General features: G+C 57.2%; 17 protein-coding genes. 10 read left to right on the top strand and 7 right to left on the bottom strand.

Going from position 1 to position 20102, the window contains the following annotated elements; genetic code table 11:
• Positions 1-112 precede the first annotated feature (112 nt).
• The 4 genes from glmU to ACFIO0_RS05400 are packed head-to-tail and all read left to right on the top strand — an operon-like array spanning position 113 to position 4507.
• The gene (glmU, locus tag ACFIO0_RS05415; RefSeq protein WP_390914317.1) at positions 113-1459 is read left to right on the top strand and encodes a bifunctional UDP-N-acetylglucosamine diphosphorylase/glucosamine-1-phosphate N-acetyltransferase GlmU; all 1347 of its coding nucleotides are present in this window, start codon (positions 113-115) and stop codon (positions 1457-1459) included.
• Between the two features lie 2 nt (positions 1460-1461).
• On the top strand, positions 1462-3282 hold the full coding sequence (glmS, locus tag ACFIO0_RS05410; RefSeq protein ID WP_390914315.1) for a glutamine--fructose-6-phosphate transaminase (isomerizing): 1821 nt from the start codon (positions 1462-1464) through the stop codon (positions 3280-3282).
• On the top strand, positions 3282-3833 hold the full coding sequence (locus tag ACFIO0_RS05405) for a pyridoxamine 5'-phosphate oxidase family protein (RefSeq protein ID WP_390914314.1): 552 nt from the start codon (positions 3282-3284) through the stop codon (positions 3831-3833). The genes glmS and ACFIO0_RS05405 overlap by 1 nt, the downstream gene beginning before the upstream one ends.
• Positions 3830-4507, top strand: coding sequence for a DNA alkylation repair protein (locus ACFIO0_RS05400; protein WP_390914312.1), 678 nt, complete (start codon positions 3830-3832; stop codon positions 4505-4507). The genes ACFIO0_RS05405 and ACFIO0_RS05400 overlap by 4 nt, the downstream gene beginning before the upstream one ends.
• Here ACFIO0_RS05400 and ACFIO0_RS05395 read toward each other — a convergent pair whose 3' ends face one another.
• Entirely contained in the window at positions 4508-5041 is a 534-nt protein-coding gene (locus ACFIO0_RS05395; RefSeq protein WP_390914310.1) for a redoxin domain-containing protein, read from the bottom strand. It abuts the gene before it with no gap.
• A 91-nt stretch (positions 5042-5132) separates the two neighbouring features.
• Complete coding sequence (locus ACFIO0_RS05390; protein WP_390914308.1) at positions 5133-5582, bottom strand: hypothetical protein; 450 nt, start codon at positions 5580-5582, stop codon at positions 5133-5135.
• 85 nt (positions 5583-5667) lie between these two features.
• Here ACFIO0_RS05390 and moaA point away from each other — a divergent pair, with 85 nt between their 5' ends.
• Genes moaA through ACFIO0_RS05375 form a run of 3 tightly spaced genes read left to right on the top strand, consistent with a single transcriptional unit; the run spans position 5668 to position 8983 of the window.
• Positions 5668-6675 carry a GTP 3',8-cyclase MoaA gene (gene moaA / locus ACFIO0_RS05385; RefSeq protein ID WP_390914306.1) on the top strand — a complete coding sequence of 336 codons (1008 nt, stop codon included), beginning with the start codon at positions 5668-5670 and terminating at the stop codon, positions 6673-6675.
• Between the two features lie 23 nt (positions 6676-6698).
• The gene (locus ACFIO0_RS05380; RefSeq protein WP_390914304.1) at positions 6699-7979 is read left to right on the top strand and encodes a glycosyltransferase N-terminal domain-containing protein; all 1281 of its coding nucleotides are present in this window, start codon (positions 6699-6701) and stop codon (positions 7977-7979) included.
• Positions 7976-8983 carry a glycosyltransferase gene (locus tag ACFIO0_RS05375; protein ID WP_390914302.1) on the top strand — a complete coding sequence of 336 codons (1008 nt, stop codon included), beginning with the start codon at positions 7976-7978 and terminating at the stop codon, positions 8981-8983. The genes ACFIO0_RS05380 and ACFIO0_RS05375 overlap by 4 nt, the downstream gene beginning before the upstream one ends.
• 3 nt (positions 8984-8986) lie before the next feature.
• Here ACFIO0_RS05375 and ACFIO0_RS05370 read toward each other — a convergent pair whose 3' ends face one another.
• The 5 genes from ACFIO0_RS05370 to ACFIO0_RS05350 all read right to left on the bottom strand — a co-directional run bounded on the left by ACFIO0_RS05370 (position 8987) and on the right by ACFIO0_RS05350 (position 15889).
• A complete protein-coding gene (locus ACFIO0_RS05370; RefSeq protein WP_390914300.1) occupies positions 8987-10150 on the bottom strand; it encodes an amidohydrolase in 1164 nt (387 codons plus the stop codon).
• 89 nt (positions 10151-10239) lie between these two features.
• Positions 10240-11409 (bottom strand): amidohydrolase, encoded by a 1170-nt coding sequence (locus tag ACFIO0_RS05365; RefSeq protein ID WP_390914298.1) that lies wholly within the window; start codon positions 11407-11409, stop codon positions 10240-10242.
• A 19-nt stretch (positions 11410-11428) separates the two neighbouring features.
• Positions 11429-12775, bottom strand: coding sequence for an FAD-dependent oxidoreductase (locus ACFIO0_RS05360; RefSeq protein WP_390914296.1), 1347 nt, complete (start codon positions 12773-12775; stop codon positions 11429-11431).
• Between the two features lie 77 nt (positions 12776-12852).
• On the bottom strand, positions 12853-14031 hold the full coding sequence (gene argE, locus ACFIO0_RS05355) for an acetylornithine deacetylase (protein WP_390914295.1): 1179 nt from the start codon (positions 14029-14031) through the stop codon (positions 12853-12855).
• Position 14032: 1 nt separating this feature from the next.
• Positions 14033-15889 carry a dipeptide ABC transporter ATP-binding protein gene (locus ACFIO0_RS05350; protein ID WP_390914293.1) on the bottom strand — a complete coding sequence of 619 codons (1857 nt, stop codon included), beginning with the start codon at positions 15887-15889 and terminating at the stop codon, positions 14033-14035.
• Positions 15890-16210: 321 nt separating this feature from the next.
• On the opposite strand from ACFIO0_RS05350, the gene ACFIO0_RS05345 reads away from it, so the two are divergent.
• The 3 genes from ACFIO0_RS05345 (at position 16211) to ACFIO0_RS05335 (ending at position 20101) form a co-directional block, all read left to right on the top strand.
• Positions 16211-17929 (top strand): ABC transporter substrate-binding protein, encoded by a 1719-nt coding sequence (locus ACFIO0_RS05345; protein WP_390914291.1) that lies wholly within the window; start codon positions 16211-16213, stop codon positions 17927-17929.
• A gap of 140 nt (positions 17930-18069) precedes the next feature.
• The gene (locus ACFIO0_RS05340; protein WP_390914290.1) at positions 18070-19137 is read left to right on the top strand and encodes an ABC transporter permease subunit; all 1068 of its coding nucleotides are present in this window, start codon (positions 18070-18072) and stop codon (positions 19135-19137) included.
• On the top strand, positions 19130-20101 hold the full coding sequence (locus ACFIO0_RS05335) for an ABC transporter permease subunit (protein ID WP_390914288.1): 972 nt from the start codon (positions 19130-19132) through the stop codon (positions 20099-20101). The genes ACFIO0_RS05340 and ACFIO0_RS05335 overlap by 8 nt, the downstream gene beginning before the upstream one ends.
• Position 20102 lies beyond the last annotated feature (1 nt).

The raw sequence follows: 20102 nt of genomic DNA, 5'->3' as shown, positions 1-20102 counted from the left end.
CGAAACCCTGCTTGCACGTGTTGCAACCCGACATTTTGTTTGATCGCACAACACCTTGTGCCTTTGGCGCAAACGGATAAAACGAGGACGAGCAGAACAAAAGAGATTTCGCATGAGCGTTGCACTTATCATCCTGGCCGCAGGAAAAGGCACACGGATGAATTCCGATATGCCAAAGGTCCTTCACCCCATCGCTGGGGCACCGATGTTGGTGCACGCGATGAACGCAGGCCAAGCGTTGGATTTGTCCCACACCGTTGTCATCGCAGGGCACGGGGCCGAAGCCGTGACCAAAGCGGCACTGGATCACGACGAGGACGCAACAGTCGTCTTGCAAACCGAACAGCTGGGCACCGGCCACGCGGTGATGCAGGCGCGCGATGCTTTGGCCGGTTTTGACGGCAAAGCCATCGTGCTGTTTGGCGACACGCCGTTCATGCAAAACGAAACCTTGCAAGCGATGCTCGATGCACCCGCCGACGTGGTTGTGTTGGGTTTTGAGCCCGAAGACACCGCGCGCTATGGCCGTTTGGTCATGGACGGCACGTCGCTGGAACGCATCGTCGAGCACAAAGACGCCACAGAGGCCGAGCGCGCGATCACCCTGTGCAACGGCGGCGTCACCTGCTGCCCTGCCCCGTTAATGTTTGAATTGCTTGATAAAATCGGCAACGACAATGCCTCAGGGGAATACTACCTGACCGACTTGGTGGGACTGGCCTGCGCCGCAGGACATTCCGCAACCGTTGTGACCTGTTCAGAGGCGGAAACGCTTGGCGTCAATTCACGCGCACAACTGGCCGCCGCCGACGCATTGTTCCAGACAGGTGCCCGCGCGCAATTGATGGAAGACGGCGTGACATTGGTCGCCCCCGAAACCGTCTATCTATCACTGGACACGATCATCGGGCGCGACACAATTGTTGAACCCAACGTGGTCTTTGGCCCCGGTGTGACAATTGAATCCGGTGCAACCATTCGCGCATTTTCCCACCTAGAAGGCTGCCACGTGGCACGCGGCGGCATCATCGGGCCCTACGCCCGCTTGCGCCCCGGTGCGGAATTGTCCGAACACGTGCGCGTCGGCAACTTTGTCGAAATCAAAAACGCCCAGATCGCCGAAGGGGCCAAGGTCAACCACCTGTCCTACATTGGCGATGCAACAATTGGCGAGAAAACCAACATTGGTGCAGGTACAATCACCTGCAATTATGACGGCGTGATGAAGCACCACACAGACATCGGCGACAATGTGTTCATCGGGTCCAACACCATGTTGATTGCCCCCGTCACAATCGGCGATGGCGCGATGACCGGCAGCGGGTCCGTGATCACATCAGACGTGGAACCAGACGCTTTGGCGCTGGCCCGCGCGCCACAAGTCGAAAAACCGGGTATGGCACGAAAATTGTTCGAAATGTTAAAGGCCAAGAAGGCCCGCCTAAGCAGGAGCAGCTAAAAATGTGTGGAATTGTAGGGGTCCTCGGGAACCACGAAGCAGCACCAATCCTTGTTGAGGCGCTTAAACGGCTAGAATATCGCGGCTACGACAGCGCCGGTATCGCCACTGTAAACAACGGTGTTCTGGACCGTCGTCGCGCGGTCGGAAAACTGGTTAATCTGTCGGATCGATTGGTCCATGAACCGCTCGCAGGCAAGTCTGGCATCGGCCACACCCGCTGGGCCACGCACGGCGCGCCAAACGAAAACAACGCCCACCCGCATCAGGCGGGCCCCGTGGCTGTTGTGCACAATGGCATCGTGGAAAACTTTCGTGATTTGCGGGCGCAATTGACGGCGGCAGGCATTGAGTTCACCACCGATACCGACACCGAAACCGTCGCATTGATGACGCAATATCACATGTCCCAAGGGGCAAGCCCGGTCGAGGCTGCGAACAAAACCATCGATATGCTTGAGGGCGCGTTTGCGCTCGCATTTTTGTTCCACGGCGAAGACGATTTGATGATCGCAGCGCGCAAAGGTTCGCCCTTGGCCATCGGGCATGGAACGGGCGAAATGTTCGTGGGCTCTGACGCAATCGCTTTGGCACCTTTGACCGACCGGATCACCTATCTAGAAGAAGGCGACCGCGCCGTCCTGACCCGCACGTCGCTGGAAATTCGTGATCGCAACGGTGAACTGGCCAACCGCGACATTCGCACCATTCAGATTGACAGCGCGCGTGTGGACAAAGCCGGGCACAAACACTTTATGGCCAAAGAAATCGCCGAACAGCCAACTGTTTTGGGTGACGCATTGGCGAATTATTTGGGCAAGGATGGCGACATCACCCTGCCCGCCCCTGACATCGATTTCTCCAAAATTGACCGCGTGACGATGGTTGCATGCGGCACGGCATATCTGGCCTGCCTGACCGCGAAATACTGGTTTGAACAGGTCGCCCGCTTGCCGGTCGAGGTCGATGTTGCGTCAGAATTTCGCTACCGTGAACCGCCAATTCCGGCGCGCACGCTCGCGGTTTTTGTCAGCCAATCGGGCGAAACCGCAGACACATTGGCCGCCCTGCGCTATTGCGACGGCAAAGCAGACAAAATTGTATCTGTGGTCAATGTGCCCGAAAGTTCGATCGCGCGCGAAAGCGATCTGGCACTGCCGATCCACGCAGGTGTTGAGGTCGGCGTGGCCTCGACCAAAGCGTTCACATGCCAACTGACAGTGTTGCTTTTGATGGTGCTGAAAGCGGCCAAACAACGCGGTACAATCACTGCGGACCAGATGACAGATCACCTGTCTGCTCTGCGTGCAATGCCCGCTGTCATCAACACAGCGCTTGAACAAAACGACGCGATGCGCCTTGCTGCGCTCAAGCTATCAGAGGCCCGGGATGTGTTGTTTCTGGGACGTGGCTTGATGTATCCGCTCGCCCACGAAGGTGCGTTAAAACTGAAAGAAATCAGCTATATACATGCCGAAGCTTATGCATCAGGTGAACTAAAACACGGCCCCATCGCGTTGGTTGACAAACATGTTCCTGTGGTGGTTTTTGCCCCGCGTGACACGCTGTTCGAAAAGACCGTTTCCAACATGCAAGAAGTCATGGCGCGCAAAGGCAAGGTCATTTTAGTATCAGATGCCAAAGGTCTGGAAGAAGCCGGCGAAGGCACGTGGGCAACCATCGAAATGCCTGATGTGCCGGACATCGTAACCCCGATCCTATACGCTATTCCCGCGCAGTTGTTGGCCTATCACACTGCTGTTGCCAAAGGCACTGATGTGGATCAACCCCGCAACCTCGCCAAATCTGTGACGGTTGAATAATGGGCAAACAATTTGATCAAATCGGGGATGATCACCGCACCTTTATCGAACAACAACACATGTTCTTTTGTGGATCAGCCGCGCCCGAGGGCAAGGTCAATATTTCGCCCAAAGGCAATGACAGCCTGCGCGTTATGTCTCCGACCCGCATCGTGTGGCGCAACCTGACTGGCAGCGGTAACGAGACCGCGGGCCACTTGCCCGTGAACCCACGCATGACCTTGATGTGGGTTGGTTTTGAGACACGCCCGATGATTATGCGCGCCTATGGCACCGCCAAATGCCTGCATCCCCGTGACACGGAATTTGACGCCCTGAACGCCCTGTTCCCGCCTCACATCGGTGCGCGCCAAATCTATGATATGCATGTTGATATGTTGCAAACCAGCTGCGGGTATGCTGTGCCCTTCTTTGATCATGTCGGCCCACGCGATGTTCTGGACAAATGGGCAGACAACAAAGGCCGCACTGGCATCGACACTTATTGGCAGGACCGAAATCAGCGCACGCTGGATGGCTTGCCCACACATATATTGGACAAATCCGAATGAACCTGGATGATGCACTTGCGCAGCTAAATGAACACCAAGACGCTGAAAAAGCTGAACAAACCGCGAGCTATCACAAGGCCCCTCGTGTCTACCTTGGCGTTGCCAATCCAGTCATCAACGATCTGACCAAAGAATGGCGCGCGACGATGGACGTCGAGCAACGTGTCGATCTGGCCGACGCCCTTTGGGAAACCGACATCTATGAGGCGCGCTTGGCAGCCGCCAAATTACTGACCCAAGCCCGCATCAAAGATGATGACGACGCGTGGGGCCTGATTGCCTCGTGGGTGGATGATTTTGACAGCTGGGCGATTGCAGATCACGCTTGCATGGCCGGTCAAAAGCGACTGATCGCTGACCCCTCGCGGATCGATCATATTGAAACATGGACAACGTCTGAGCACATGTGGACCCGCCGCGCAGCGCTCGTGATCACGTTGCCGTGGACCAAACAGAACCACCCCAAACCAATGGATCTGGAAATCCGCGCGCGGGTTTTGGGATGGGCTGCGTCGTATGTGCCGGATCGCGCGTGGTTTATCCAAAAAGCCATCGCGTGGTGGCTGCGCGACTTGTCCAAGCATGACGCGCCAGCCGTTGTTGCATTTATGGATCAATACGGTGCCCAGATGAAGCCTTTTGCCGCCAAAGAGGCCGCCAAGTACCTCAAATAATCAGTCGTGCATCCCGCGAATAGGATAGTTGTTTTCGGGATTGCGCACGAATTTGACGCCGCCAAGAACCACATTCAGATCGGGCCGTGCAAACGGCGCGTTCGAGATGTCGAGGATTTGGATCGCACCATCACCATTGATGATGAACAGGCCCGGCTCCGGGAACGGATGATCGGTTTCTGCCGCTGAACGCGGGTCTGAAATGTATAGCCCCAAGCTTTGCATTTGTGCGATGCTCATCCCATACCCAACAGGGAATTTTGGCGCGATATCAGACAGTTGCCCATCTGCTTGGTCCGCAGTGTCACCGGTGACGGCGATCACATCGACGCCTTGGCCGTGAAAATCATCCAGCAAGTCGTTCAGCGTGTTCAGGTACCGTGTGCAAATCGGGCAGTGCTTGCCGCGATAAACCACAACCATCTGCCAATCATGCCCACCTGTGGGCGTGCCGACATGCAAAGTGCCGCCGCCGTATTGGTCCACGTCGAATTTCGGAAAAAGACTGCCAGCGGCCAGTTTCGTTGTGCTCATTTTGATGCTCCTTGTGCTGCACCCGCAAACAACGTCAGCGCGAAGTGGGTGTCAACGCACAGACGCTGCGCATCACAAGGAGGTGAGCGATCTAGACGCTGACCTGCACCTCAACCAATTCAGTCAACGGCGCGCCAAGCGACTGAAACCCTTGCAAAGACAGGCGGCTGCCCGCGGTGACCGGACCGTTAATCGGGATCAGGGTCACATCAATGGACGTGCCGTTATAGCTGACTTTGCCAGTGCTTTGCGTGCTGACCAGTGGCGTTTTGAGCCACAAACCAGGTTCTGCCGGACTGCCCAGTGATGCAACCGTACTGCCCAGATCACCAGATGTAGGGACAGGTTTCGCAGCCTCGGGTGTCGTGACCACGTCGCTCGCAACCGGCCGCGCCAAAGGGCGTGTTTGCACACCGGCAGCGGCATCGCCCACGGGCACATCCGCCTCGATTGTTTTGGTTGGTGTTTTCAGCCCATTCGGGGTCAAACCACATCCTGCCAAAGCGGCACAGATCACGACACTTGTTACAATATTTTTCATGAGCCCAGCCTAACCCGCAGGTGCTGTGTCATCAATCGCCCTTTGCCCCTTGCCCGTCGGTGCGCGCATCTTTACCTATTGAGGCATGAATGCACCTTTGATTGATCCCTTCGCACGCGCCATCACCTATCTGCGCGTTTCCGTCACAGACCGCTGCGATTTTCGCTGCGTCTACTGCATGTCCGAAAACATGACGTTCCTGCCGAAAAAGGAACTGCTGACGCTCGAGGAACTGGACCGCATGTGCTCCACGTTCATTGGCCTTGGCGTCGAAAAGCTGCGGATCACGGGCGGCGAACCTTTGGTGCGCAAAGGGATCATGACGTTTTTCGACGGCATGACGCGACATCTTGAGGCTGGAACGCTCAAGGAATTGACGCTGACCACCAACGGGTCGCAGTTGGAAAAATACGCTGATGATTTGTTTGCCGCTGGTGTGCGCCGTGTGAATATCTCGCTTGATACGCTGGATGATCAGAAATTCGCCGACATCACCCGCTGGGGGCGCTTGCCGCAGGTTCTGCGCGGTGTCGATGCAGCGTTAAAAGCTGGCCTAAAAGTCAAAATCAACGCCGTCGCGCTTAAAGGTTTTAACGAGCCGGAATTGCCCAGCATCACCAAATGGTGCGCCGATCTGGGCCTTGATCTGACGTGGATCGAAGTCATGCCAATGGGCGACATCGGCAACGAGGATCGCCTGAGCCAATATTGGTCGCTGAAAGACGTGCGCACCGCCTACGAAGATCACTACACCGTCACCGATCTGGCCGAAAAAACCGGGGGGCCTGCGCGTTACGTACGGCTCGAGGAAACCGGTCAGAAAATCGGATTTATCACGCCCCTATCGCATAATTTCTGCGAAAGCTGTAACCGCGTCCGCATTACCTGCACCGGCGAAATTTACCTGTGCTTGGGCCAAGAAGACATGGCCGATTTGCGCGCACCTTTGCGTGCCCATCCAAACGATGACCGCCCGTTAGAAGACGCCATTCGCGCGGCAATTGCGATGAAGCCCAAGGGCCATGATTTCGACTATTCTCGGCAATCGCTGGACGGTCAAATGCCCCGCCACATGAGCCATACGGGCGGCTAATGCGCGGTCCTCAGCGCCCGAGCATGCGTCCGACTGCGCTCTTTCGCGCCTACGCCGTTGCCACGACCTTTTTCATGCCGATTGCCGCGTTTTTTGTGGTGCGCAAATTGCGTCGTGCGGGCGTGCCCAGCCACCGCGCCCATGAGGTCGTTGGCAACGCCACTGAACATCGCCCCGGCGGCACGCTGATCTGGTTTCATGCCGCATCCGTCGGTGAAAGCCTGTCGGTTTTGTCGTTGATCACCGCCATGGGCCGCGCATTGCCGGACGCGCGATTTCTTATCACATCCGGCACTGCGACATCCGCGCATCTGATCGCCGCCCGCATGCCTGCGCGCACGCAACATCAATTTGCGCCTCTTGATGGCGCGGGCCCACTGCGCCGTTTTCTGAAAACATGGCGACCGGACGCTGCGATCTTGGTCGAAAGCGAATTGTGGCCGAACATGCTGATCCACACGCGCCGCGCAGATATTCCAATGGCGATGGTCAACGCCCGGCTCTCGGACAAGTCGCTAAAAAGCTGGGCAAAGCGACGCCAGACAGCCGCGTTTTTGCTGCACCATTTCAAGCTGGTGCTGACCCAGACAACCGCGATGGCCCTGCACCTGATTGATCTCGGAACCCCCGCAGACAAAACCGCAAAGGGCGTCGATCTCAAATCCCTGTCTGCCCCCCTGCCTGTGCATGGCAAATCGCTGGATCAGATGCGCACAACGCTTGGGCATCGCCCGGTTTGGGCTGCGTGCTCGACCCATGACGGCGAAGAAACCGATGTGTTAGAAGCGCATGCCAAGTTATTGAAAACACATCCTGATCTGTGCCTTATCCTTGTCCCGCGTCATCCTGAACGCAGCCCGGACGTGCAGAAGTTGATCGAAAACGCCGGGTTCAGTTTCACTGCCCGCTCCGCAGGTGGCCTGCCTGAAAAGCAAGTCTATCTGGCAGATACTTTGGGTGAAATGGGCTTGTGGTACAGCCTTGCGCCCTTCGTGTTTTTAGGCGGTTCGCTGCACCCTATTGGCGGGCACAATCCGTTTGAACCGGCACATTTCGGGGCCGCTGTGTTGTCGGGCGTTCACATCACCAATTTTGCCGCAGCCTACAGCGCGCTTGAGGCCAAAGGCGGCGCGCGTTTGGTCAATGATGCGACACAGATCGCCGAGATCGCCGATACTTGGCTGCGCCACCCAGATGCGTTGCAAACAGCGCGCGCCGGGGCCAAAGCCTTTGTCGCCGATCAAAGCGGAACTTTGGACGACGTGGCCAACCAACTGATCACAGCCCTGGACATTGCGCCATGAAACAACGGGTTTTTGTCACCAATTTTAACCGCAACTTCACCGGCGTGTCGGCCACCGCTGCTAACGTCGTGCGCGCCCAAGCAGGCCGTTACGATCTGTCGCTTGTTGGCCACCCCTTGCCCGGATGCCCGCCGCCGATCACGCTGAAACAGGCGCGCGCCGCGTCAACCGAACCCTGCATCTGGCATGTGCGTCGCAACACCGAAATGCGTGCGGCAATCTGGGCGCGTGACGTGTTGCGCCTGCCGATCAAAATCGTCTTTACTTCAGCTGCACAGCGTCGCCATTCTGCGTTTCCGCGCTGGTTGATTTCGCGCATGGACGCGATTGTCGCAACGACGGACACAGCCGCCAGCTTTGTCCCAAACGTGCGCGCCGTCGTGCCGCACGGCGTTGACACACAACTCTATTGCCCTGCCCCTGATCGCGCGGCGGCGTGGGCGGCCCTTGGCTACGGCGGCACATCTGGCATCGCGTCAATCGGGCGGGTGCGGCCTGAAAAGGGCAGCGACCGGTTTGTCGATGCGATGATTAACGTGTTGTCGCAGCACCCGAATGCAGTGGCTTTGATGATTGGTCGTGCGGCGCGGGAACACCAAGCGTTTCAACAAGAGTTAAAGGACAAAATAGCCGCCGCAGGCCTGTCTGAGCGTATCCTGTTTGTCGGTGAAATCGCCGCAGATCAAATGCCAAACCTGATGCGCGCCTTGTCCCTAGTCGTGCAATTGCCACGCTACGAAGGCTACGGCATGGTCCCTCTTGAAGGGATGGCCAGCGGTGTCCCGTTTGTCGGCACGGACGCTGGATACTACCGCAGTTTCTCGGTGCAAGGCACCACCGGAACTGTTGTCGATGACGTGATGGATGCGGCCAGTGCTGTCAGCAAAATCCTTGATGGAAACGTTGAAAACATGGGCAAGCGCGCGCGCGAAGTGACGGTTGACGCCTTTAGTGCAACGTCAGAGGCAGACGGCATTGACGCCGTCTACCAAGCGCTGATTTGACCCTTAGGACATCGGCATGCGTTGTTCCGCAATGCCCGCCCACCAGCTGCACCCTGCCGGGATTGCGTCGTCGTTAAAGTTGTATTCGGGATGATGCACCATCGCGCCTTCGCCATTGCCAACGACGATGTAGGCGCCTGGGCGTTCTTCGAGCATAAAGGCGAAATCTTCGCCGCCCATCACCAACGGCGCTTCGTCGCATTGGCCCGACACTGATTTGGCAACGTCCACCGCAAAGGCTGTTTGTTCTTCGGAATTGACCATGACCGGATAGCCACGGTGATAGTCGACCTCAGCTGTGCCGCCAAAGGTCATTGCCACACCTGAACAGATCTCGTTGATCCGCGTCTCAGCGAGGTTGCGCATTTCCTTGGACATGGTGCGCACGGTGCCTTTCAAATGCACCTTTTGCGGGATCACATTGAACGCCTTGGACGAGGTTTCAAATGATGTGACCGATACAACCACCTGATCAATCGGGTCAGCATTACGGCTGGCGATGGTTTGCAAGGACATAACCAATTGGCTGGCCATGACGGTGGTGTCGACCGTGTCGTTCGGCTTGGCGGCGTGGCCACCTTTGCCCTCGACGTAAATGTCGAACTGATCGGTGGCTGCGAAAAACGGGCCAGAGCGGATCGCAAAGTGACCGGTTGGCAGGCCCGGCCAGTTGTGCATTCCGTAGACTTCCTGGATGCCCCAGCGGTCCATCATGCCGTCGTCGCACATCTCTTTACCGCCGCCGCCGCCTTCTTCGGCGGGTTGGAAAATGACGACGACAGTGCCGTCAAAATTGCGGGTTTCGGCCAAGTATTGCGCGGCCCCCAGCAACATCGCGGTATGCCCATCGTGACCACAGGCGTGCATCGCCCCGTCCGTGAGCGAGGCATATTCAACACCTGTTGCCTCGTGAATTGGCAATGCGTCCATGTCAGCGCGCAGCCCGACGACCTTGCCAGACTCAGTCTTGTTACCTTTGATCACACCGATGACGCCCGTGCGCCCGATGCCAGTCACCACCTCGTCGCACCCAAAGGCGCGCAGTTTGTCTGCAACCAGCGCGCTGGTGCGGTGCGTTTCAAATAGAATTTCGGGGTTTTGGTGAATGTCGCGGCGCCACGCCGTGATGTCATCATGCAATTCTGCAAACCGGTTTTTCACAGCCATTTAATTCTCCTGATGCGATAATAAGTTGTAAAATATACAACTTTAGATTGGGTCAATTTTGAAGGGTTGGCAAGGTCTTATCAGACAGATCACGCATCGATTGGCATACGGCGTTCGACCATTTCAGCAAACCAGCTGCACCCTGCCGGGATCGCTTCGTCATCGAAATCATAGGCGGGGTGGTGGACGGTTGCGCCATCACCGTTACCGATCATGATGTAGGCACCCGGGCGTTCCTCTAACATGTAGGAGAAATCCTCGCCTGCCATAATCGGCGGTGTATTTGTATCTACGGATCCGGCAATGCTTGCTGCCGCTTCTGCCGCGTATTCAGTATTCAACTCGGCATTAACCGTCGCAGGATAGCCGCGTTCGTAAACGATATCAGCAGTGCAGCTATGCGCCTGCGCGGTCAAGTCCGTGATCTGTTTCAGCTTGGCCTCAGCAAGATCGCGCACATCTGCATCCAGCGTGCGCACGGTTCCACGCATCGAAATCGACTGCGGAATAACATTGAACGCATCGGTGTCGGAATGAACGGCACAGACCGAAACGACCACGTTTTTCAACGGATCAACGGCGCGTGACGCGATCGACTGCAAAGCTAACATCACATGCGCTGCGGCAATATTAGGATCAATTGCCTCGTGGGGGGCAGCTGCGTGCCCGCCTTGACCGGTGATGGTCAAAACGAATTCGTCCGTGGCCGCCAGCAAAGCACCTGCGCGGATCGCAAATTCACCAACCGGATAGCCCGGCATATTGTGCATGCCGTACACTTCTTGGATGTTCCAACGGTCCATCAGGCCATCTTTAACCATCTCGCGGCCACCGCCGCCGCCCTCTTCTGCGGGCTGAAAGATCATCACGGCGGTACCATCAAAATTGCGGGTTTCCGCCAGATATTGCGCGGCCCCCAGCAACATCGCCGTGTGCCCGTCGTGGCCACAGGCGTGCATCTTGCCCCGCACGGTGCTGGCGTATTCCAACCCTGTTGCCTCGTGGATCGGCAGCGCGTCCATGTCAGCGCGCAAGCCAATCACGCGACCAGACGTATCGGTGCGCCCCTTGATGACCGCCACAACCCCCGTCTGACCGATGCCAGTGGTGATGTCGGTGATCCCGAATTCACGCAGCCTGTCTTCGACAAATTGCGCGGTTTCGTGCACGTCAAACTGTAGCTCGGGATGCATATGCAGGTGGCGGCGCCAGCCGGTAATTTCAGCATGGGTTTCAGCAAAACGGTTTTTGATTGGCATATTTACTCCAGTTCGAGGCTTAAACGGACGGTCCAATATCCATCTTGGAACCGTCAGTAAAACGGCTCAGGCGGAATCTGTGCAGATCATGACCCACATCAGCGCCAGTGACCAGAGCCGACAACACACGCCCCGCAGCCGGACCGATCCCGAAACCGTGACCGCTAAATCCAGTGCCGACCACCAGCCCCTTGATCGCGTCCACACGGTCCATCACCGGCACGACGTCAGGCATCGTGTCAATCATACCAGCCCAGGCCGATTTTAACTTTATGGGCCCAAATGCAGGGAAAAGCGCCGCAAAATCGCGCTGCAGATTCCGCAGCTTTTTTGGGTTTGGTGCAGGGTTCAACACGCGCATCCGCTCGAACGGGCTTTGCGCCTCTGCGGACCAGCTGCGCGGCGTGCCCCACGCATCGGGAAACCCTGTTGGGGCACTGGCCTTAAACCGGGTACCAAACGGGTCATTGCGCAGTTGCGTCAGAAACTTTGGCAACGCGCGAAACGCATCAGGGCCGATAAACAACTCGTGGAACCCACCCGCGGCCAGCGAATAGCCACCGTCAGCACGCGCGCGAAACGCAATTTTGTCATCCGCAGCGCCGCCTTGATACATTTGCGGCAAAGGTTCGGTCGCAGCCACCGTTGCGCGCACGCTCAGCTGCGGCAAGGCCACGCCCGCATTGCGCAAAAACAGCGACGACCATGCACCGCCCGCCAGAACAACCGAGGACGCTTTGATGCGCCCCTGTTCCGTCATCACGCCAGTGACGCGGCCTGCTTGAATGTCCAGCGTCCGCACCGCGCAGTTTTCAATCAACCGCGCACCAGCACGTGCCGCAATCCCTGCCAAAGCAGGCACGGTCACCCAAGGCTCAGCCCGCAAATCAGTCGCAGTGTATAGCGCGCCCGCGTAGCTTTGCGACATGCCGGGAATCAGGGCTTGGGTCTCGGCATTGCTGAGCAATCGGCTGTCGACACCGTGGGCGCGGGCATGATCCAGCCAGGCCTCGTACACTGCCATCTCTTCGTCGGTTTTGGCCAGATAGCTGACGCCACCTTGGACCAAACCGATGTCAACATTTGTGCGGCTGGCAAGATCGCGCCAGATCCGGTTGGATTCAGCCATGATGCCCAATTCATGCGGATCGCGACCTTGTTGGCGAATCCACCCCCAATTGCGGCTGGATTGTTCCGCGGCAATGCGACCCTTTTCCAACAGCACAACGTGATGACCAGCTTCGGCCAAAAACAACGCCGTGCACACACCAACGACACCACCACCAATGACCACAACGTCAGTTTGCTGCGGCGGAGCCCCCGCGTGCACGACCGGAGTTGCCTCGGAAATCGGGAAAGCCATCATAGCATCAAATCACCTTCAGACGTTTTTTACGGGACGGTGGGCGGGGCGTCTTGCTCAGCAAGAGCGCCGTGCGCCGATCACATCAATCGCGCCACCAAATCCCGCATGAATTGGTGGCCAGCTTCAAACTGGGCAATCTCGATGAACTCGTTGGGTTGGTGGGCTTGCGCGATGTCACCCGGGCCACAAACCACAGCTGAATATCCCGCCGCCTGAAACTGCCCCGCTTCGGTGCCGTAACTGACCACGTGTCCTGCGTTGTCACCTGTGATCGCGCGCGCGATGCCTTCAGCTTCGCCGCCGTCTTCTGGGCGCAGCGGAGGCACAGCAAAGCGGATGTTCAAATCGATCCGGGTGTCCGGGTGCACGGCCTGCATGCCGGCCTCAACCTCGCGCACGCGGGCGACGTAGTCCGCAACCAGTGCATCAGGATCATCGCCTGGCACCGCACGGAAATCCATCGCGAATTTGCAGTCTTTGGCGGTGATGTTGTGGGCCGTTCCGCCCTCGATCATGCCGACGTGCCACGTGGTGCAAGGCGGATCGAACATCGCCCCCAGCGCTGTGGGTTCCGCGGCAAAATTCACGGCATTCTTTTCGGTGGCAAAACTGATCAGCTTGGCGGCTTCCAAAATCGCAGACACGCCGGTGTGCATGATCGACGAGTGCACCTCGAACCCGACAACATGGGTGTAGATGCCCTGCCCGCCTTTGTGGCCAGTCACCGCCTTCATGTTTGAAGGCTCGCCCACGATCACCGACGCACCTTTGAGGATCACGCCTTGCATCGCTTCGATCATGGGGGGCGCACCGGTGCAACCAACCTCTTCGTCAAAGCTAAGCGCCAGTTGCAGCGGACGTTTGACGCCGGCGTAGTGTGCCTCGACCAAGGCCCAGATCGCCAATGCGTCGTAGCCTTTCATGTCGCAGGTGCCGCGCCCGTAATAGCGCCCGTCTTTTTCAACGACCGTCCATGGGTCCGTGTCCCACGGCTGCCCGTCCACCGGCACAACATCCGTGTGACCCGACAGCACAATGGCACCCTCGACCTCGGGGCCGACATGGGCAAATAACGCAGCCTTGTGTGGTTGATCCGGGTCAGGCCAGCGGTGCGCCGTGATACCGTGCGATCCAAGATAGTCTTCAACCCAATCCACCAGCGGCAGGTTGGTGTCACGGCTAACAGTTGGAAAGCTGATGAGTTTCGTCATCAGCTCGAGCGGGCTGAGGCGCCCACCGGATTTAGTATCGGTCATTTTAGTATCCACTGTCCGTGATCAAAACCTGATGGCCCGGCGCGACCTCGCGGTAAACCGAAGGTTCGGCCTGATAGCCCACCGGATGGATCGGCGACGGAATTGGTTTGAAATTCAGGTCTTTTTCGTCTTTGCGCTGGCGCGGGTCAGCGATCGGAACCGCCTTCATCAAGGCCTGCGTGTACGGGTGCTGCGGGTTTTCGAACACCGCCGCACGTGGGCCCATTTCGACGATCCGGCCCAGATACATCACACCCACATTGTGGCTGACCCGTTCAACAACGGCCATATCGTGGCTGATAAACAAGAACGACAGCTCCAGGTCCTGCTGCAATTCCATCATCAGGTTTAGCACTTGGGCTTGGACAGACACGTCCAGCGCCGACACCGCCTCGTCTGCGATGATCAGTTTGGGGTTCAAGGCCAACGCGCGCGCAATCGCAACCCGTTGGCGTTGCCCGCCGGACAATTCATGCGGATAACGGCGCATAAAGCTGCGGGGCAGTTCGACGCGATCAAACAACATTTCGATGCGGTCCATCACCTCGGCCCCTTTGAACATGCCAAAGTTGTGCATCGGTTCGGCCACCTGATCAGACAGCTGCATTTGCGGGTTCAGCGACGCGAACGGGTCTTGGAAAATCATCTGCATGTCCAAGCGCGCGTTTCGCAAGCCCTTGCCATCCAGCGCCATGATGTCGACATCACCGACCTGAATGCTGCCGGACAGCGGTTCGACCAAACGCAGGATAGAGCGCCCCGCCGTCGATTTTCCGCAACCGGATTCACCGACCAGTGACAGCGTTTGACCTTTGTTGATTGAAAACGACAAATCCTCGACCGCATGCACATTCGCCACCGTACGGCGGAAAAACCCGCCTTTGACAGGAAACCGTGTGGTCAGGTTTTTGACCGTCAACAGCGTTTCATCCGTGCCGATGATCGGTTTGATTTCGTCTTGGTCGCGGCCCAGCAAAACCATCGGTTCGGGATAGTCTTTGCCGGTCATTTCGCCAAGCTTGGGAACCGCCGCCAACAATGCCTTGGTGTAGGGGTGCTGCGGGTTTTCGAAGATTTCCTCGACCGTGCCCTCTTCGACCTTTTTGCCGCGGAACATCACGACGACGCGGTCGGCCATTTGGGCCACCACCGCCATGTCGTGTGTGATGAACATCACTGCCGTGCCGGTTTCGCGTTTCAGACGGTCCATCAGCGCGAGGATTTCCGCCTGAATGGTCACATCAAGCGCCGTTGTCGGTTCATCCGCGATCAGCAAACGTGGCGCGCAGGCAAGGGCCATCGCAATGACCACCCGTTGGCGCATACCACCAGACAGCTCGTGCGGGTATTGTTTCAGGCGGCGCTCCGCTTCGGGAATGCGCACCTCTTTCATCAGCTCGAGCGCGCGCGCGCTGGCCTCGGCTTTGGACAGACCGCGATGCAGGCGCAGCCCTTCGGTCAACTGACGTTCAACGGTGAACACCGGGTTCAGAGCCGTCATCGGTTCCTGAAAAATCATCCCGATTTCATTGCCGCGGATCGAGCGCATCAAATTCGGTTCGGTTTGGGCCAGATCGACGTTGTCGGCGTCCTTGCGATCAAACAGCAGCTTGCCGCCGGTGACTTCACCGCCGCCAAATTCTACCAGCCGCATCAAAGACAGGGACGACACCGATTTGCCAGAGCCGGATTCGCCAACCACACAGACCGTTTCACCCGCATTGATTGAAAACGAGACATCCTCGACCCCCAGTACGGGGCCGTCCTTGGTCTGGAATTCGACCCGAAGACCTTGAATGTCTGCGATTGGTCCACCGTTTTTAGGCGCACCTGGTTGTTCTGGCGTCTGGTCTAGCATGCTGATCCCCGTGTCTCCCCTGTATGGAGCGATGTTAAACGCTACGTCTAAGTCATGAGCAGTGTCAAACCCCTGAGCCCGTTGTGCGCAAAGTTTCCACATATCATCTAACGTCACTTCATCAACGGGGTTGCAATTTTCCCAAAAGCTGTTTCGATGGTCCTCATTGGCTTGTGGGGGAACACTTAAAAATGCTGTAGATTCGCTGAGTTAGCGGATTTAGGTCTTGCAATTCCCCCCGGACGATCAAAAGCACCTGCGGCCCAAACGGGAACAATCGCAGGATTAACGACACAACATGTGTCCAACATGGAGTATAAAATGAAACTCAGAACCCTTCTGCTTGGGGCCGGCGCAACACTTGCGCTTACACCCATGGCGATGGCGGACGGCCACTCAGGTGAGCGCGGCCGCGACGGCGAAGTCAAAATTATTTATTGGCAGGCCCCATCGATCCTGAACCCTTATTTGTCTGGTGGCACCAAGGACATCGAATCGTCCTCGCTCGTGATCGAGCCGATGGGTCGCTACGACCAAGACGGTAACCCGGTTGCATTTCTGGCGGAAGAAATTCCAACAGTTGCCAACGGCGGCGTGTCCGAAGACCTGACATCCATCACTTGGAAGCTGAAAGAGGGCCTGAAATGGTCTGATGGTTCCGATGTGACATCAGCTGACCTCGTGTTCACTGCAAAATACTGCATGGACCCCGAAGGCGGTTGCGCACAAGGCGCGAAATTCGAAGGCGTTACAAACGTTGAAGCGATTGATGCGCTGACCACCAAAGTGACGTTCTCTTCGCCAAAGCCAAACCCGTATGGCCCGTTCATGGGTGGTCAGTCTCCGATCATTCAAGCGGCACAGTTTGCAGAATGCCTGGGCGCACGCGCACCTGAGTGCACAGACGCCAACTTTGGCCCGATCGGCACCGGCCCGTTTGTTGTCACAACGTTTAAACCAAACGACGTGATCCAGATGGTTGCCAACGAAAACTACCGTGAAGAAGGCAAACCAGCCTTTGCCGCACTGACGTTCAAAGGTGGCGGTTCTGCCGAAGCCTCTGGTCGTGCGGTTATGGAAACCGGCGAATATGATTACGGTTGGAACCTGCAATTGGCACCAGACGTCATCCAAAAGATGGCCGAAGGCGGCAAAGGTGTTCCTATTTCTGCATTCGGCGCATTGGTCGAACGTCTGGAAATGAACCTCACGAACCCGTCCCCTGATCTGCCAGCAGACACGCGTTCTACAGTTGCAGAACCACACCCGTTCTTGTCAGACATCAACGTGCGTGAAGCACTGTCCATGGCGATCAACCGCGAAGAACTGGTTGCAGTCGGGTATGGCGACGCAGGTCGTCCGACATGTAACCTTGTTCCAGCGCCTGCACTGTATGCGTCTGAAAACACCGGTTGCCTGACACAAGACATCGAAGGTGCCAACGCCAAGCTGGAAGCCGCTGGTTGGGTCAAAGGGTCTGACGGAATTCGCGCCAAAGACGGTGTGCGTATTTCCATCCTGTACCAAACATCCACGAACGCCGTACGTCAGGACTTCCAAGCCCTGATCAAGGACTACTGGAGCCAAATCGGTGTTGAAACCGAACTGCGTAACCTTGACGGTTCCGTATTCTTTGGCGGTGACCCAGGGTCGCCTGACACGTTCCAAAAATTCTACGCTGACGTCGAAATGTACGCCAACGTGTTTGACGGAACAGACCCACAAGCCTACCTTGCTGCGTACAAATGTGGCAATGAGCCTAAGCCTTCCAGCCAATGGCAGGGTGAAAACATCAACCGCTTCTGCGATCCTGCGTATGACGCACTGATCGACGAGCTTGCCAAAACCGGCGATCTGGAAAAACGCGGTGAGTTGGGCAAAAAGATGAACGACATGCTGACAAAAGACAGCTTTACCATCGTTCCTCTGGTTGACCGTGGCCGTGTTTCTGCACACTCCAACACTCTGGGTGGCGTTGTTCTCAACGTGTTTGACTCAGAACTGTGGAACGCAGCTGACTGGTACCGCACAGGTAACTAATCGGCAGTGGTGGGGTGTGCGTCACGCACACCTTACCCGCAGATATGCAACGTAAGGTGCGCGTGTCGCGCACCTTCACCGCACATACAATTCCGTTCCAAATTCCTTCAAACGAAGACTGACGCACAAAGGCGCCGCATATGTTGACCTTCACAATCCGTCGATTGATCCTTTCGGTCCCGACGCTTTTGTTCATCAGCCTCGTTATTTTCTTGCTGCTCCAGCTCGCCCCCGGCGACCCGATGGCGCAAGTGCCCCTGACTGTCCCGCCTGAAGTCAAAGAAAAGATGCGCGAAGCGCTTGGCCTCGGCCAGCCCATCCACATCCAGTACATCAAATGGCTGTACCAGTTCTTTATCGTTGAACCGCAGGTCATGATCGACTGGATGACCCGCGACACCTTCCTGTTTGGCTGGTTGCCGGACACCCAGTTTTCGATGGTCTACAACGCAGAACTGGACCGTATGGTGACAGAACAGCGCGTGATCAGCTGGCAGTGGCGCGGTCCGGTGATGGATGTGGTTATCCAGCGCCTGCCCCAAACCCTTTGGGTTGTCGGCATGGCCTATGTGGTTGGCATCCTGATTTCGATCCCGATCGGCATCTATTCCGCCTACCGCCAATATTCTGTCTTCGATCAGGCCGGTACGTTCATCACCATGATCGGTTTTTCCGTCCCACCGTTTTTCACAGGCCCCCTGCTCGGCATCATCTTTGCCGTACAACTGGGCTGGTTCCCGCTGCTGTATGACACCACCCACGAAGTCAACAACTGGGACACCTTCGTCACCCAGCTCAAGCAGATGGTGCTGCCCGTGATGGTGCTGGCCCTGCAAACCACAGCCCAGATCAGCCGCTACATGCGCGCCTCTGTGCTCGACAACCTGAACCAGGACTACGTGCGCACGGCGCGGTCTAAAGGGCTATCCGAGGCCGTCGTGGTCATGGTCCACGTGCTGCGCAATTCGATGATCCCCGTCATCACAGTCATCGCCCTCGGCATCCCGTCGATCTTTGGTGGCGCCATCATCACCGAAGTCGTCTTTGGCGTCAGCGGCATCGGCGACATGTTCATCCGCGCCCTGCTGTCCAACGATCTGCCCACCGTACAAACCTTGGCGTTCATCTTTGCCATTCTCATCGTGATGTTTAACCTGCTTGCGGACGTGCTGTATGGCGTGTTCGACCCAAGGATCCGCTATGACTGATATGACCGAAGACCACTTTGCGGCGCTTAAAGACAAAGAGCCCGCCAAAGAACCCCGCAGCCAGTGGCAAGACGTCTGGTCGCAGTTCAAAAAGCACAAAGGTGCTGTGTTTGGCGGTGGCTTTCTGCTGTTCATAACTCTGTTCGTGATCTTTGGACCGTGGATCTGGGACGTTGATCCCAAGAAACTGGACATCCGCAACAAGGACGTGCGCCCGATCTGGACGGCCCTGTGGAACGGCGATGCAAAAACGCTTTGGTACCGCCCTTTTGGCACCGACAATTTGGGCCGCGACCTGCTGGCCAATATCATTGCGGGCGGTCGCGCTTCGATGTCTGTGGGCTGGGCAGCGATGATCCTGTCGCTGATCATCGGCACTGGCGTTGGCGTTCTGTCCGGCTACTTCCGCCGCATGGATTTCTGGCTGATGCGCTTTACCGATCTGGTGCTGTCGCTGCCGATCCTGCCACTGTTGCTTGTGGCCGTTGTGCTGTTCCGCCAACCGCTGCGTTCAAATTTCGGCCCTGAAATGGGCATGTTCATCCTGATCGTCGGCGTCATCAGCGTCACCTCCTGGATGCAGACGGCGCGGATTGTGCGCGGTGAAATTCTGGCGCTCAAGGAACGTGAATTCATCCTTGCCGCCCGCTCCATCGGGACGTCCAATGCCAAGATCATCACGCGGCATTTGCTGCCCAACGTGATCTCTCCGATCATGGTGTCTGCGACGCTGGGGCTTGCTACCGCGATCATCACCGAAAGCGCGCTTTCGTTCCTTGGCTTTGGCTTTCCGTCCGACTTTCCCACGTGGGGCAAACTGCTGGCTGACGCCGTGCCGCGCATGACCGAATATCCTGAACGAGTGATGCTGCCCGGTATCGCGATCTCGCTGACTGTGTTGGGTGTGAACTACCTTGGCGATGGTCTGCGCGACGCGCTGGACCCCCGCATTCGCGGACGCTAAC

The sequence above is a fragment of the Pseudosulfitobacter sp. SM2401 genome, assembly GCF_042932805.1.
Lineage (GTDB): Bacteria > Pseudomonadota > Alphaproteobacteria > Rhodobacterales > Rhodobacteraceae > Ascidiaceihabitans.
Note: the sequence above shows the minus strand (reverse complement) of the source record. Positions and strands in the feature narration are given on the sequence as shown.